Source organism: Methanocella paludicola SANAE (genome assembly GCF_000011005.1).
In the GTDB taxonomy this organism is placed as follows: Archaea; Halobacteriota; Methanocellia; order Methanocellales; family Methanocellaceae; genus Methanocella; species Methanocella paludicola.
This window is the reverse complement of sequence record NC_013665.1, coordinates 1425511-1441245: the sequence shown is the minus strand read 5'-3', so window position 1 is coordinate 1441245 and position 15735 is coordinate 1425511. Positions and strand designations below refer to the sequence as shown.

Below are 15735 nucleotides of genomic sequence, written 5' to 3'. Positions count from 1 at the left end.
ATGTAATTTCTAATAGCGTCCTGTATGCCTTCAAACCTCGACTAGTAACCTCTATTCGCGATGATCTCGTCGAACCGGTCGAGGAGGTTGTCCGGCAGGGACACTCCGATGCGCATTAGTTCCTGGTCCATTTATAAGCCCCGTGTCTTTTGTAATAATATTTTGTTAATTAGTATTACGTTTGACGTTAAAATAGATTGTGATGGCAATGTTTTACTATAGTATTCATTATTCAGTAATTTTATGCCATTCTAATATACTGTGATTTACTAATAAACTGACTTAAATGCACGAGCGCACACCAACTAAAACAATTAATCAAACGCTACTCCAGGTTTGTGAAGCATACCAAACAATCGCTCGCCTGTGCTATCGTTCTCTTTGATTTTTAGTTGGAGGGCGTTCGTGTCCTTAAGTCAATTTGTTATTTGTTTTTAAACCGAGTATTTGGTGCCCTTCGATTCTTAATTGTGGAATTTGAGTATTTAGAGAATTAACCGTGAACCATAGGGTTTTTAGAGTATTTAGTGTAAACTCTAAAAAAACCGTTTCGTGTTTTCGTGTCTGAAACCGAACTGTTCAGCGTACGTCGCTTGCCCGACATAAGAAAACTCCAAACAAGGAGTGTCTAAAACCAAACTATCTAGCGAAAAGCGCTAAGCAAGGCACAGGAAAATTTTAAAAAGAATATATTCGGGCTTTGCAATGCCCGAATACCACAACGTTACTCTTCAGCGTACGGGTACTGAACATAGCCCGGGTACGGGTAGTATGGGTACGACGGGTATGGGTAGCTCGGGTACGGGTACGACGGGTACGAGGGATACGTCGGCTGCGGCGTCACGACCGGGTCCTTAACCGGCGTCGGAGTCGGCTTACCGCCCAGGAGATTGACAGCGGACTTCACGTTAATGCGCCCGTAGCCCGAGTTGTTATTCGGGTACGACTTAGCGTGCAGCGCGGTCTTCTCGAGTATCTCCTTAGCCTGGGCCGGCGTCAGCTTCGGGTTCGCCTGGACCATCAGGGCGATGGAGCCGGAGACCATGGGGCAGGCCATGGACGTGCCGCTCATGCTCACGTAATACGTGTCGATGGCCTTGTTCTTCATGATGCCGGCGGCCTTACAGGATATGATATCCTTACCGGGAGCGCAGATATCGGGCTTGACCCGGCCGTCCTTTGTGGGGCCCCTCGAGCTGAACGAGGCCATATTATCGCTCTTGTCTGTGGCACCAACGGTCAGTGCGGCGGGAGTGTCAGCGGGACAGCCGACAGTGCCCTCGTCGGGGCCGCTGTTGCCGGCAGCGCAGACGACGATCTTGCCATTGTTAACCGCTTTCGTCACGAGGTCGTCCATTGCCTGGGAGTGCTCGTTCGAGCCGAGCGACATGGAAATGATCTTCGCGTCGCTCCGGGCTGCATAGTCTAAGCCCTCCATAATTGTAGACAGGCTTCCCGAGCCGTCCTTGCCGAGCACCTTGACGCCGATGAACTGGACTTCGGGGGCTACGCCCTTGTACTTGCCATCCGAGGCGGCGCCGCTGCCGCCGATGATGCCGGCGCAGTGGGTGCCATGGCCGAAGTCGTCATATGGCGTATCCTTGCCATTGACCATGTCCTTCCATCCGATGACTCTGCCTTTCAGGTCAGGATGGCCTCCATCGATGCCCGTGTCGACGACCGCCACTTTGACGCCCTTACCGGTATATCCAAGATCCCAGATCTGAGGGGCGCCCACGATGCCGGGGGCATCGTCGAGCGAGACGTTAAACGTGATGTCCTTTTCAACGTACTTGACGTTCGTTAATTCTTTAAGCTTTTCAGCATTGCCATCGGGCAGCTTCAAGGCGACGCCATTCAGGGTCTCATACTCGTAAAGCACTTCCGCGTTGTTATCGGATGCGAAAGTCGTCACCTGGTCGCCTAACGCGCCGAATGAGCTGGAATCGTTGAAGACCACGACATACGTATTCGCATCGGTATTAGCCTTCTTCGTCATAACGGGCGAGCTCGCGTTCACGAGCAGGGCGCCTGCCAGCAGTACTGTACATATCAAAACGGCGGTTAGTAATAGTTTTTTAATTAATTACTCCTCCCGGTGGTTGTAAGCCTAGAAATCCCTGCATATTTTAAATACTTTCCTGAATGGACGAATTATTTTTGATTATACGCTTTATTAGTTCAATATTTTGATTGTTTTTAGCTTTAAATGTTATATATGGTTTAATTAACAATATATAGCATTATTATAGCCCGCATTTACTCAATAAACGTTAAATGAGCGATTTATGATAATATACATCGTTCGCCCTATTTTAATAAGGGTTGACTATGAGGCCTGGCCTGAAGGCTCGTGTCTACGATATACTGAACATCAAGGATCCGGACGACCCGGCGACCGTCCTGGCCAACTATTTCCTTGTCACCCTCATCGTCCTCAACATCGTCGTTTTCTTCCTGATGACCTTCGAGAGGATTTTCACTTTGCACCCGTCCTTTTTTACTGCCTTCGAGGTATTTTCGGTGGGAGTGTTCACTATCGAATATATATTGAGAGTATGGTCCTGTGACCTGGACCCTGAATATCGACAGCCTCTAAGGGGGCGGCTCAAGTACATGTCCACGAACGTGCTGGCCATCGCCGACCTCCTGGCAATACTTCCGTTCTACCTGCCATTCATCGGCACCTTCGACCTGATATTCCTGAGGGCCCTAAGGCTATTCAGGCTGTTCAGGGTCTTCAAGCTGGCACGGTACTCGGACTCCATGGACATAATCGAGCGTGTCCTGCGGAGGCAAAAAGAGTATATCTTATTGACGTTCGCCATACAGTTCGTCCTTTTATTGATATCGGCGGGCATCATGTACTATCTGGAGCACGATGCCCAGCCTCAAAAGTTCGCAACGATATTCGACGCCATGTGGTGGGGGCTGATACCAATGACAGGAGTGGGCTATGGCGACGTATTTCCCGTCACCCCTGAAGGAAAAGCTGTAGGCGGCCTGCTCACATTCATCGGCGTCGTCGTATCCGCCCTTCCTATTGGCGTAATAGCTGCAGGGCTGGAGATCGAGCTGAATAAAGAGGCCAGGGAAATGGGTAAGAACAAGATAAAGAAGGCAGTGATGTACGCCGGAAAAAAACGAAATTTATGAGACAGGTACAGTAGTCTGCGCCTGCCTCATAATTTCTAGGGGGGCATAATCGATACCTTATTACTACTAAAGTTATTTATATTTGTCGGTCAGTGGATAACAGTACCGTATAACGGTTCAGTATAACAAATATTAATATGGATTATGGATAAATAGAGCCCTGACCCAAGGCCGGTAACTTACCATGGACGTTAACAGGAAGGAACTTTCAGACATCAAAGACGTGTTGAAAGACAGCCCCCGCGGCATGACGGTAACGGAAATATCGAAGGCCGTCGGCATGAACCGCCACTCCGTGGCGAAGTACCTGGAAGTGCTGGTCGCCGCGGGGCACGTCGACATGAAGTCGTTCGGCCCGTCCAAAGTCTACTACTTATCCCAGAGAGTCCCCCTCTCCGCAATGCTGAGCTTTTCATCGGATCTCATCGTTATCATCGATAAGGACCTGCTCATCCGTAACGCGAACGACAGGTTCCTGGAGACCATGGGGCTCATCCGCGAGAAGAGCATAAACAGGAATATAGAAAATTTCTTAAAGCCGGTATCGATCGCTTCGACCATCATGTCCCATATCCGTGAAGCCCTGGGCGGCAAGGACCTGACACTGGATACGAGCTTCACCAGGGACTCGGAGGAAGTCTATTATACGGTCAAGTTCATCCCCACCGTCTTCGACGATGGGAATACCGGCGTCACGCTGATCATGACGGACGTGACCGGCCACCGCCGCATAGAGAACGCGATAAGGGACAGCGAGCGTAAGTTCAGGGACATGATAAGCCAGTCCACCGAGGGCATAGCGCTGTGCGATGAGAACGGCGTGTTGATAGAATATAACGAAAGCATGGTGAAACTGGCGGGTTTCCCTCGAGAGAACGTCATCGGGAAGTACGTGTGGGATATACCGATCTTCATTAAAGGCTATGAGCAATTTACGGACAGGCCTCCTGCCTCCCTCGAGGAAAATATGAAAATAATCCTGAAGACCGGCAAGTCGCCCATAAAACAAAATTACAATAATTTTAATATCCAGAGGCAGGACGGTACCATAATATCCGTCATGACGAACGTATTCCCCATAAAAACGGAAAAAGGCTACATGCTCGCCGCTATCGTCCGGGACGTCACCGATCTAAAAAAGGCCGAAAAGGCGATCTATGAGAGCGAGGAGAAGTTCCGTAATCTGGCTGAGACAACGACGAGCGGCATTTTGATATTGCAGGAGGGCCGCATCGTCTACGCGAACCGGGGCGCCGAGAATATCACCGGGTATTCGGTGAAAGAGCTGCTAAATAAACGAATGGAGGATTTCATACACCCGGACTACGTCCGGATCGTCGATGATTACTGGCGTGAATATAAAAATCCCTTAAGGACGAAAAAGATGAGCTCAGTGTCCAGAGAGTTCAAGATCCTGAAGAAAAACAGGGAGGAACGCTGGATCGATGGCTCGATCGGTATGATGACCCTCAACGGCAGGCCGGCGCTCATCAAGACCTTCTTCGACATCACCGGGCGAAAGCAGATGGAAGAGGCGCTGAAACATGAGCGCGCTGAGCTGGAGACGCGTGTAAAGGAGCGGACGGTCGAGCTCGAGGCCGTCAACGAGGCACTGAAGGCAGAGGTCGAGCAGCGCCGCTGTTCCGAGGAATCTGCCCGGAAGGACAGGGAACGATACCAGAACCTGATCGAGAACATCAACGACATCGCCTGGGAGATGGACGCGCAGGCCAGATTTACTTACGTCAACCCTAAGATCAAGGATATACTCGGCTATGGCCCGGAACATTACCTCGGCAAGGTCATCATGGAGTTCATGCCCGCGGAGGACGTTCCTAAATTCTCAGACGGCTTCAGCCGTATCTATGCTCGCCCCAGGCCATATAACCTCGAGCACTTGAGGATGTTCCATAAGGACGGCAGCATCCATTCGATGGAAGTCAACGGCATGCCGTTCTACGATAATAAAGGCGCTTTCCAGGGGTTCCACGGCGTGACGAGGGACATTACGCTGAGGAAGAGCATGGAAGAGCTCGTGGATATCATGACGTATTCCATGACCCACCCCGACCTGGCCGCTTTCCGTGTAAACGCCGATGCCGAGATCAGCTACTCGAACGACGCGGCCGGCCTTCTGCTGGGCTATACGACGCGGGAGCTGAACGCCATCGGCATGGGCGATATCGACCCCGCTTATAGCGAGGCTAAATGGCGAGGACACTGGGAACTGCTAAAGCAGCATCGATACGAGAAGTCCACCGGATCATACCGGTCGAAGGATGGTAAGACTATACCGGTAGAGGTCACTGAGAACTATGCGGAGTTCAACGGCAGGGGCTATAGCTTTTTCTTTATACGGCCCATGATAAAATAGCGTATATTACACCTTACATTCTACCTGCCCGAAGCGCTCGAGCCGGGCCTGCCTGGGGCCGGGCAGCAGGTCGTCGTACTCGACGCCGAACTCCCGCAGGAGCATATATATCGGGCGCACCACGTTATCCACGTACGACTCCACGTCATAGGCCAGTGGCGCCTCCCGGGCCATCTCCAGCGGCACGGCGCGGTTCTTTCCCGTGACCACGTACTCGATCTTGCCGCCCACCCGGACCCTGCGGCCGCCGTCGGCCAGCTTTTCCGCGGCCACGCAGTGGTGCGTCATCGCCTTATATTCCTCCGGCCGGCGGGACAGCTTCTTTATTATGGCGAGGTCGTCGGCCCTCAGGTCGCCTTCCATTATCCGGCCTACCTGTTTCCTGACATACGCCGTGGCGGAGGGTATCGCCTCGACGAACTCCTTCTTGTTGCGGGCGGCGGCCAGTATCTCAAGCACCTGCTCCTGAGTGTCTTTGGCGATGCGCGCCCGGTCCTGCCGGCGCACCTCCAGGCCCCGGACCAGCGGCTCGCCGTCCACGCTGGCGAAGTACTTCTTCTTGAGGCCTTTAGAGCAGCCCTGCCGCTCCGGCAGGAACAGTACCCACCTGCACACGTACTCCAGCTTCAGTTCCATGTCGAACTCCCTGCTCACGAGCCGCCCGAACTCCCCGTAATCCAGGGAGGGGTCATTACGGTGAACAAAGAGCGAATCCGTATCGGCGTAAATAACGGAAAAGCCCGCCTCCTCGGCCATGTCTCTCGCCTTTAAAAGGTAGTACCGGCCGAAGGCCGGAACGGAGCGGTTGCCGTCCACGGTGCGGAAATTATTGAGGGCGAACTGCATATAGCCATACGGGCTCACGAGCTGCATTTTAAGGGAGCGGTACAGCACGTCCAGCTTCCGGTACTCCGCCGAGCCCGGGTCCAGGGCCTTCATCGCCCGCTTCACGCGGTCCCTTTCTTCCAGCACCTTGCCGAACACTTCGGGGTATACGCCCTTGCGCTTCATACAGATGTGGAAGCCCAGGAAAGGCACCTGCTCCCCGTGCTCGCGGCACTCTTCGTGGCGGCAGTTGATCGTCTCCGGGCTGATGTTGTGCTTCACGAAGATGCGCGGGAATAAAGAGGAAAAGTCCAGGATGGCCACGTCCTCGTGCAGTCCGGCCACGGGCGTTATGACGAGCCCGCCGTTCTCCTTGACCTTCTCCACCAGGGGAGTCTTGAAGCCCTCCGGGTACTCGGCCGTATCGGGTATGACCGTGCTGCCGATGAGGGCGGCGTTCACCATGGAGGCGTTCATGAAGCCGTGCTTCTCCCGGCACACGCTGTCCAGCGGCATCATGCACCTCTGGCACCAGGAGGTGAACATGGGCAGGCGCTCCACGGCGAGCTCGTACACCTTGGACGCCTCGCTCTTTTCGGCCGACAGGGAGAACTCCTTATCATAGACGGACTCAAGGCTCAGGTCGGTGCGCTTGAGGTCGGCATCGGTTCTCGCGTCCTTCCAGAGGTCGAGCAGGATGCGCCCGGGCGCCCGGGCCTGTGCAGCCTGCCAGTGCGTAATCCGCTGTTTTTTAGCATTGTGCAGGTCTGTGCTCCAGGATACGCGGCCAAGGCGAAGCGCCATACCGTTCGCACGGGCCCTGAGCCCGAGCAGCGGAAGCTGCGTATTATCCGCGTCGAACATGGCCAGGGCATCGGGGTCTCGCTCGTCCAGCGCCGCCTGGAGCGACCGGACCATGGCGGCCTCGCCGCCCCTGAAGACGGACTCGCCGGCGCCGTCACACAGCGATATCGAGAGCAGGCGGCACTTTGCCGGATCCGTGGTGCTAAAGGCGCAGTTGACGGCCAGCACCCTGAGCTTCGACGTGTCGCATGGGCCTGCCGCGGATATGCTCTTCAGGACGCCGCCGTCCGTCGTGAACCGGACTGCAGAATGCGGCGGGATGCCCCGCAGGTAGTGCCACTGGAGGTCAATGCGGATCTTCGCCTCCGCGAAGCTCACGTTGGCCGGCGAGCGCTGCCTTATCTCCCGCATGGTCTCCTCGACCTTGCGCTCATCCAGCAGGAAGGCGCGGACTACGGGCGTCGTCCCGGTGGCATAAATCGATGGATAGCGCGGCACGGTCTCGATCCTATACACGTTCTCGTGCTGCCCCACGGCCTGCTCCACCAGACCGACGTTACGCTCCGGTATGACGGCGAACGACGGCCTGAAGTCCCGGTCCTCCAGGCAGACGATGCCCTTCTCCGTGCGTATCCACAGCAAGTACGCCCCGGGCCGGCCGTCCGCGGAGGGCCGGTGCCAGGCGTCGACGAGTGTGCCCTGCATAGTCGACAGTAACGCATGGCAATACATAAGGCATGAGGCATGGGCGCCGTGAAAATAATGGAATTATAGTGTATCATATCTAATGTATACATTAGTTTACATTAGTAAACTATATGTAACACATGTAAACAAAAGTATACATATGCCCGTTGATGAGTCGAATATACCACCATATGATATTAACGAAGATAATCGAATAAGAATTTTAAAATTGTTCTTTGACGGGCCGAACGTCAGGCTTCATGTCAGGGAAGTCGCCCGCCGTTCCGGCCTGACCCCCCGTGGCGCCCAAAAAATATTGAGGTCTTTGAAGCAAAGTGGATTATTGTGCAGCGAGTCGACTGGCGTTGTTAATAATTATTGGGGTAACTATGAAAACGAGAAATTTATTGGTCTAAAGAGGTCTTTAAACCTGTATTCTCTCTATTCGACCGGCCTGCTCCTGGCAATTGAAGCTTACTACAGGTATCCTAAATGCATAATCCTTTTTGGCAGCTATTCCAGGGGCGACGATACTGCTGATAGCGATATTGATATTGCCATTGTCACCAGTATGAAAGATTTACCAGATACGATTATATATGAGAAATTACTAAAGAGAAAGATTGGCCTCCATCTAATTAGTAATGTGAAGCAGGAGGATGCTAATTTCATCAATACCCTGATAAATGGCATCGTAATGTCAGGATACCTGGATGTGGCTTAGCTTGGTTTATCATGGAATATCGTTCAAGGACTATATAACGAGAGGCGATGTTAAGGAGACATGGAAAGACCATGGTGCAGCCCGAGCCATGTTCGAGAAAGCTCAAAGGCGGCTCAAATGTATTAAGTCCCTGACGATCGATGAAGAATGCGCTACGTTCATATTTGAGGATCTATATGAGGTCATCAGGGAATGTGCGCATAGTATAATGTTCGCCGATGGTTACCGCACCACAGATTCCCATGAAGCATGCGTTGCTTTTATAAACGATAGATACAAGGCCGTTTTTGGAGATTCGCTTGTCGATGACTTCGACCGGTATAGAAAAACGCGCAATGATTCGAAGTACCGCTTTAGCTATGTTAACACAGTAATTGCGAATGAGGGATTGGGTAGTGCAGAAGAATTTGTCAGGATCACAGCCCTGATACTAAATCCAAAAATAAACAGATAAACAGCTATTCTAAAACAAGTAGCTCCGCCATATTTACTCCAGAATATTAAGTATCCATATTCGCAAAAAACGATGGGGGAAGAACATGGCAATTTGTATGGTATGTGGTACCGATTACTCGGCGAGGGGAGAGATGCTGGACATCGGGGGCACGAAGTATAAGGTGTGCGGCGACTGCGCCGAGAGGGCCCGGTCGAACCCGGCGAGCTTTATGGCTGACATTAAGCGACTAAGCGAGACGAACCCGTCATACCCGGTCTGCGACGCGTGCGGCCGGAAACACTCGGACAGGTGCGACACGGTCCCGTTCGCGGGCGTGAACTTCCAGGTCTGCGGGTACTGTATACCCGAAGTCCGGGAGAACCCGGCGGATTTCCTCGCGGGCAAAAAGGGCACCGAGCCACAGACTTAAGTATTAATGCACTACATCACTTTTTTTCTTTAGGTGCTCGTAGCCTTTGCACGTGATGGGCCTCATCGTGCCCCGGTCGTCGAGCGTTAGCCCGGTTTCCACGACTTTGCCGATGACGGTGAACTTAACACAATTTATTTTATCGAGCCCGGCCGGGTCGAGCGTGAAGAGGAGCTCGAACTCGCCGCCGAAGCAGACGGCCATATCGATCAGCTCTTCTCTGCTTTTTACGATCCTCCGGGTTTCCTCGAGCAACGGAAGCCTGTCCGCATCCACCAAAAACCCCACTTTGCTCGAATTGGAAAGCTCGTATACCGATTTGCCAAGCCCGTCGCTAACGTCCATCATGGCGGTGACCTCTTTGTAAGCAGAAAGGCGCATGCCTTCTTCCACACGGGGTTGCGGCCGGAAGAAGCGGTCGATGAGCAATTTTTTGTCCTGTTCAGGCGCTTCACGGCCTTCGATAAGCACCTTATAGCCGGCCGCCGGCGTGCCCAGGTAGCCCGTAACACATAGCAGGTCCCCCACCCTGGCCCCGGACCGCAGCTTGAGCTTATCCTTCTCCACCCGCCCGAGAGCGGTGGTCACTATTGTCAGCTCGGCATGCTGGTCAGTATCGCCGCCCACGATATCGGTGCCGTATCTTTTCGCGCAGTCCCTCATGCCGCGGGCAAGCCCGTCGATGAAATCGACGTCCGTGCCGCCCGGTATGCCCATTGCGGCTACTACGCCGATAGGCTTAGCGCCCATGGAAGCCACATCGCTCAGGCTCACGGCCACGCTCATCCACCCGATGTCCTCGCCGGACATCTCCGCGGGAAAATCCGTAGTCCTGTGGAGCATATCCGTAGTAACGACCAGATAATTCTCGCCGTCCTCGAGAACGGCGCAGTCATCGCCTAAGTAGCCGGAGTCGAGTATCTTCGCGATACGCCTGATGATCCCGATCTCGCCAATATCGGTAGCCTTTACTTCCTTAACCTTCGTAATAGTGAGCCCCTCGAGCCTTTGACCGCGGCGTCAAGACTATCCGCTATCGCATAATAATCGTCGCCGTCCAGTAATATAGTTGCGTACCTGACGCCCTCCTTGTGGAGCAGCGTCAGCGCGGCCTTCGCCACCGCCTCTGCCCCGGCCTCCGACCAGCCGTAAACGTCCGCCCTTTCCGGTACCGTGTCGTACCTGGTGAACGCGAGCATGGACGGATGCCCGTTGATCTTTACGAAAACCCGGTCACGCCGGCAATCCATGAACTCCGGGACGGCGTACTGGTCGAGCTGCTCAAAAACGTGGAAGGCAGAGCTTTGATAGCGCCCTACCGGCATGGGCAGGCCTCGCGTGAAGGCCCACAGGCTCATAGGGGGCGGCAATTTAACGATATCCACATCATATTCCTTAGTGGACGCTTCCAGCTCGACCATCCTGCCTTCAATGGTAAAACCGCACTTCTCATAGAACCCGACGTTCGCCATCGCCGATGCTACCGTGACAGTATCACACCCCTGGTCGGTAGCGAACCGAACGGCCTTATCGACAAGGGCACTTCCTATCCCATGGCCTGATCGCTTTTTTAACACGTAGAGAAGACCGATATGCAAGGTTTTCCCGAAGTGGGGGCCCTCATCGCCCACGAAAAACTCCGTCTCGCCGACCGGACGGTCTTTATCAAGGGCAACGAACGGGAACTGATGCTGTAATAACAGGTTATTCAGGTGGACAGAGCAGGTCTCGGCGCTCATCCAGGGCCCGCCGAACCCCCATCGCTCGCCTATCGAGAGATCCTTATAAGCCACGTCGACGTGCTCTGCGCCCAGCTTTCGATACCATCGTTCTATGTGCGACTTATGAACATCGCAGATACCGGCCGCATCGTCCAGCCCGGCGTGCCTGATCTTCATGCCTTTATCTTCTTTATGAGCCATGCCATGTTCTTCGCGAGGTTACGCACTGTGCGAACAGCTTCTTCGTCGTCCTTTACGTCTTCGGGGTCAAGGCCATAGCCCACGTTCCAGTAGGTCGAGCCCGGCACGATCATGCCGTTGATGAAGAAGAAATAGTTCAGTTGGGCAAAGGTAAAGTTGGCGCCTGCCCTGCGGGCGACGGCGATGGCCGCGCCGGCCTTGCGCTCGAACGCACGTGTCTTCATGCCGACGAACCCGGCCCTGTCCAGCAGCGCCATTATCTGCGGCGACGCCGAGCCGAAATAGACGGGGCTTCCCACGATGATGCCGTCGGCCGCCGTCATCTTCTCGAAGATCTCCTGGAAGTCGTCCTCGATGTTGCAATTAAGCAGCTCTTCACATGCGTTGCAGGCCTCGCAGGGCGCGATGCGCTTATCGTCGAGCGGTATCAGCTCGACCTCTATGCCTTCCTGTTTCAGCGTTTCCAGCGCTTCGTTGACCAGGAAACGCGTGTTGCCCGCGTGGCGCGGGCTTCCGACGATGCCGATGACCTTGTACATAAGTGGATTTCTCAATAAATGTAGGTGTTTCCGATATATTAAATTTACAAGGTTATTGTCGAGTTTAGAGAACAATTATTTTTTTCGTAGCCAGGCCCTGCCACTTCGCCTCAAATTCCTCAGGGCTTACGCCCGGGAAAGTGTCTATTATACACACGTCGCAGGATGGTACAACGCTGTCCAGCTTCCTGAAATCGCCGATATAGACTTCAAGCTCAACATTGCCCGAAGCTTTTGCCACCAGCACGGGCTCGTCACCGATTGCGGGCAGCTTGCTCAAGTCCACGATACGCTCCATCTCGACCCCGAGGGCATCCTGGTTCACCTCGATATTCAATAACAGATTCCTTATGGCCGGGAGCCAGGCATCGTTCAGGACGACCTTTTTTGCCCCGCCCAGCGCTGCAAGGAGGCCCAGCGTGCCGACGCTGGCGAGGCCGTCGACGACGACGCTATCGTCAAGCAGGCCGTCGAGGAAGAGCTTCTCTATGGCCTTCACTTTGACCGAGTTATTCCGCCAGAACTCTATATGGCAGTCGGACTGGCCACGGTACAGGCACAGGTCCCCGAGCATGCATGAGATGACGTCTGCCCTCATGTCACAGCCCGCCATTAGCTGATAGACATGCGGCTTCGAGCCGGTGTCCAGTATGCCCACGCTATCGGAAGGCTTGCCCTTTCGATTTAATACGCCTTTGACTTCGGGTACTTCATCCAGGATACGTTTTGCTACGTGCTTATTTACGTTATCGATGACCATGACCAAGCTTTTCGCCGGCAGCCGGGGGACATCGACCATCGTGACACCGAAGGCGACGAGGGGCGTGCCGACGTCTTTTAGCGCAGCGCCCGCATCCTTAATGCCTTCCTTGATCAGAATATCAAGCACGCTGGCCATAATATAATCGAGGTGACGCTTACCGCAGAACGGGCAGCGGCCCGAGTCCCTATCAAGCTCGAGGCCGAGCTCGACCAGCGGAATGAACTTATCCAGCGGCTGATCGCCCCGGCACCGGGCGCAGGGAACGTACATAGAGAACGCCTGCTGCTGTACTTCGCCGGCAGGCCGTATACAGTCCAGGCTCCCGCATGTCGGGCATTTGCGAGTCACGAGCATTATTAGCAGTTAAGCGGCGCCCGTATAAATGGTTTCGGTCATCAGCAGGCTTCCGGAAGCTCGACCACGAAGCGGCAACCCTGCCGGTAATCTCCAGGGACCCTGTCTTCGGCCCATATGCGGCCATTGTAGCTTTCTACGAGCGTTTTCACGAGCCCCAGCCCCAGCCCTGTCCCCATATGCTTCATGTTCCCTGGCGATAGCCGGCTAAAGATCTTGCCCTTCCGATCATCAGGTATCCCCGGCCCGTTATCCTCTATAGTGACACGATGCCACTGGTCCGAGGTGGATAGGCGGACTACGATGCCCAGAGGCTTATCGGGGCTTGAATGCTTTATCGAGTTCCCCAGGATGTTAGCGAAAACGTCCGGGAGAAGCTCATTCGCCTTTACGGAACGGCCATGGACGGGATAATAATCGATAGTGATATGACGGCCCTGTATGCTTCCTGCATCAGCGGTCATGTCCTGAAGCACTTTCCCCAGGTCAAGCACCATGGGCTCAAGCATGCCGTCACGCAGCCGCTGCAGCTTCTTCACGTTATCGATAAGCTTAGCGCTATTCCTCATCGTATCCATCGGCTTAGAGAGCATGACCATGTCGGCCTTATCGAGGCTGCCCTTATCGGCTAGCTTCTCCATCGCCAGCTCCAGGTAGCCCATGGCGACCTGGTTCATGTTACTTATATCGTGGCTCATGAAGTCCACATAAAGCTCGGCCTGGGCCTTAGACTCGGAGAGTGCTTTGCCGACACGCTTTCGCATGATGATCCTCCAGACGCTGCCCATGAGCAGAGTAAGCTGGCGCATGTCCGAGCGATCATAGGGCGAGGCTTTATTTCCCACTTCGGCCACGGCTACGATGCGCCCGCTATCATAGACAGGTATACCCATAAATCGTTTTATAGGTATGTGGCCGTAAGGGATCTTATTGCTTGAAAGATCATTATAGACGACAGGCTTTCCACGTAAAATGGGCTCGACCCAGAGGCCGCCGCCCGAGATGCAGATCGAATGAGGCCTGTCCAGGATATTACACTCCTCTTTCGTGCCCTTCGACCAGCAGTGCATGGTCAGCATCTTCTCGTCCTGGCTCAAGGCGCCCATCCACCCGATCTTACTGCCCGTCAGGCGTATCGCCTCTTCGAGCGAATACGCGATAATGTCCTCTTCCGGGGAGGCGGCCATATCGTTCAGCGCCAGTAACGCCTCCAGCCGGGCCTCGTCCAGGCGTAGCGCCTCCTCGGAACGCCGGTATCGTTCGGCAAATGCCTTCAGCCGGTAAAAAGAAGCGACGAGCTCTTCCCTCGCCATCTTTTCCGGATCCGGATCCGGAAATAGCGCACTACCCATTAATCAATACCCCCGGTGAATATTAACGTACTATTAATATATTATTATTACTATTGACATTCCAGAGGTTCGTTCGCAGTGCTTGCCGTTTTCCGCCCATGATATATTGATTAAAGCCCGGCTTATAAATGATTTGTCGCCGCGTCATCCAACTATCGGGCCACAGTTGGACGATTTAGCTACAATCAGGCCCGGGAGAACAAATCTTAAATACGTTGCCAAAGAACTGAAATAACGTGACGGACGCATCCTTTATTTCGGACAGGGGCAACGTCTTCGAGGCCGCCTTCAACGAGTTCGGCTACACCTGCCAGAAAATAGTCCCGCAGGCGTTCGGCTCGCCGTTCTGCCAGCCCTCGAAGCTTCTCATCGTGCCCTCCGGATTCGCCGACCCAAAATACTATAAGGTCCTGCCGGCCCTCAAGAGAAATAAGGAAAAGATCGCCGAGTTTATAAAAAATGGGGGCATAGTGCTGGCCTTCGGTGCCATGCTCGATGATTACGAGTACGACTGGCTCCCGATGAAGCTGAAATATAACATGCAGTTCAAGACGAGGAACGTCAGGCTGATAAAGCCCGATAGCCCGGCCGCTTTGCTTCTCGAGCCCGGGGAAAAGGACTGCGACGGCTATTTCACCGAGCACGACGGCGAGACTATTATGACGCTGGACGATGGCAGGCCCGTGCTCGTCCATAAACAGTATGGCAAGGGCCACATCATCGCGGCATCGCTGCACGAATACCCGTCTAAAAAATTCATCGACTGGGCCTGCTCTAAAGAGCGCGAAAGCCTGACCATCTGAGGCGATACCATGCCGAAAGACGCGAAAGACCTAAAGCAGATGTTCCTGCAAAAGAAGCCCTGCCAGATCCTGCTGGCCGCCTACCGTCTCGATAAGCCGTATATCTCTGTCTTAATGAAGGAGGCGGACACGACTTTCGCCCATACGACGAACATTTTGTCGGATATGGAGTCCTATGGGCTGATCGTTATGGCCAGCGAGGGCCGGATGAAATACGTGAAGCTAACCGGCACGGGTAAGGAATTGGCCCGGTCACTGAAGTCGGTCGAAGGCCTGCTTGACGGTAAGGTTGTCTTAAAGAAGCTCTCTAACCTCGAGAAGAGCATCGATCGCCTGGAAACAAATATCAAGTCTGAGATCAAGGACGAGAAGTCCGAAAGAGCCCGTGCTAAACGTTTTTATGAAATATCGGGCCGCTGGACGGCTTTAGGGGAGGAGGCCGCCAGGTACAACAGCGCGAGCATTGCGCTCGCCCTGTCCCGCACAAAGGAACGCCTCGACTACCTGGAAACTAAAATACGGCCCCACGAGACTATACCGCAAGATACATGAAGGCCGCGGCAGGA

The 15735-nt window shown here is 54.0% G+C and carries 14 protein-coding genes and 1 pseudogene; 7 read left to right on the top strand and 8 right to left on the bottom strand.

Translation table 11 applies throughout. The annotated features are described in order from the left end of the window. Positions 1-44: 44 nt before the first annotated feature. Positions 45-131 (bottom strand): annotated as a pseudogene (locus MCP_RS16235) (nickel-responsive transcriptional regulator NikR); the annotation flags it as partial. 593 nt (positions 132-724) lie between these two features. Continuing rightward, positions 725-2056 (bottom strand): S8 family serine peptidase, encoded by a 1332-nt coding sequence (locus MCP_RS07250; RefSeq protein ID WP_012900188.1) that lies wholly within the window; start codon positions 2054-2056, stop codon positions 725-727. 275 nt (positions 2057-2331) lie between these two features. Here MCP_RS07250 and MCP_RS07245 point away from each other — a divergent pair, with 275 nt between their 5' ends. Both MCP_RS07245 and MCP_RS07240 read left to right on the top strand, forming a co-directional pair. Further along, the gene (locus tag MCP_RS07245; RefSeq protein WP_012900187.1) at positions 2332-3156 is read left to right on the top strand and encodes an ion transporter; all 825 of its coding nucleotides are present in this window, start codon (positions 2332-2334) and stop codon (positions 3154-3156) included. Positions 3157-3340: 184 nt separating this feature from the next. Further along, positions 3341-5530 (top strand): PAS domain S-box protein, encoded by a 2190-nt coding sequence (locus MCP_RS07240; protein ID WP_012900186.1) that lies wholly within the window; start codon positions 3341-3343, stop codon positions 5528-5530. A 6-nt stretch (positions 5531-5536) separates the two neighbouring features. On the opposite strand, the gene MCP_RS07235 is transcribed toward MCP_RS07240, so the two are convergent. Beyond that, positions 5537-7864, bottom strand: coding sequence for a DNA polymerase domain-containing protein (locus MCP_RS07235; protein WP_128859988.1), 2328 nt, complete (start codon positions 7862-7864; stop codon positions 5537-5539). 142 nt (positions 7865-8006) lie between these two features. Between MCP_RS07235 and MCP_RS07230 the strand changes: the two genes are divergently transcribed. From MCP_RS07230 to MCP_RS07220, 3 genes are all read left to right on the top strand, one after another. Continuing rightward, on the top strand, positions 8007-8570 hold the full coding sequence (locus MCP_RS07230; protein WP_012900184.1) for a nucleotidyltransferase domain-containing protein: 564 nt from the start codon (positions 8007-8009) through the stop codon (positions 8568-8570). 1 nt (position 8571) lies between these two features. Then, a complete protein-coding gene (locus MCP_RS07225; RefSeq protein ID WP_012900183.1) occupies positions 8572-9024 on the top strand; it encodes a hypothetical protein in 453 nt (150 codons plus the stop codon). An 85-nt stretch (positions 9025-9109) separates the two neighbouring features. Further along, positions 9110-9436, top strand: coding sequence for a hypothetical protein (locus tag MCP_RS07220; RefSeq protein WP_012900182.1), 327 nt, complete (start codon positions 9110-9112; stop codon positions 9434-9436). A gap of 3 nt (positions 9437-9439) precedes the next feature. Here the strand turns inward: MCP_RS07220 and thiL are convergent, their stop codons facing one another. From thiL to MCP_RS07195, 5 genes are all read right to left on the bottom strand, one after another. Next, on the bottom strand, positions 9440-10357 hold the full coding sequence (gene thiL / locus MCP_RS07215) for a thiamine-phosphate kinase (protein WP_231845199.1): 918 nt from the start codon (positions 10355-10357) through the stop codon (positions 9440-9442). Positions 10358-10404: 47 nt separating this feature from the next. Beyond that, a complete protein-coding gene (locus tag MCP_RS07210) occupies positions 10405-11358 on the bottom strand; it encodes a GNAT family N-acetyltransferase (protein WP_012900180.1) in 954 nt (317 codons plus the stop codon). Further along, positions 11331-11897 carry a flavodoxin family protein gene (locus tag MCP_RS07205; protein WP_012900179.1) on the bottom strand — a complete coding sequence of 189 codons (567 nt, stop codon included), beginning with the start codon at positions 11895-11897 and terminating at the stop codon, positions 11331-11333. Before MCP_RS07205 ends, MCP_RS07210 begins: the two co-directional genes overlap by 28 nt. A gap of 64 nt (positions 11898-11961) precedes the next feature. Continuing rightward, on the bottom strand, positions 11962-13014 hold the full coding sequence (locus MCP_RS07200; protein ID WP_012900178.1) for a hypothetical protein: 1053 nt from the start codon (positions 13012-13014) through the stop codon (positions 11962-11964). Positions 13015-13055: 41 nt separating this feature from the next. Beyond that, positions 13056-14366, bottom strand: a complete 1311-nt coding sequence (locus MCP_RS07195) for a sensor histidine kinase (RefSeq protein ID WP_012900177.1) — start codon at positions 14364-14366, stop codon at positions 13056-13058. Positions 14367-14602: 236 nt separating this feature from the next. On the opposite strand from MCP_RS07195, the gene MCP_RS07190 reads away from it, so the two are divergent. Both MCP_RS07190 and MCP_RS07185 read left to right on the top strand, forming a co-directional pair. Next, a complete protein-coding gene (locus MCP_RS07190) occupies positions 14603-15169 on the top strand; it encodes a hypothetical protein (protein ID WP_012900176.1) in 567 nt (188 codons plus the stop codon). 9 nt (positions 15170-15178) lie between these two features. Next, a complete protein-coding gene (locus MCP_RS07185) occupies positions 15179-15721 on the top strand; it encodes a hypothetical protein (protein WP_012900175.1) in 543 nt (180 codons plus the stop codon). Positions 15722-15735: the final 14 nt, after the last annotated feature.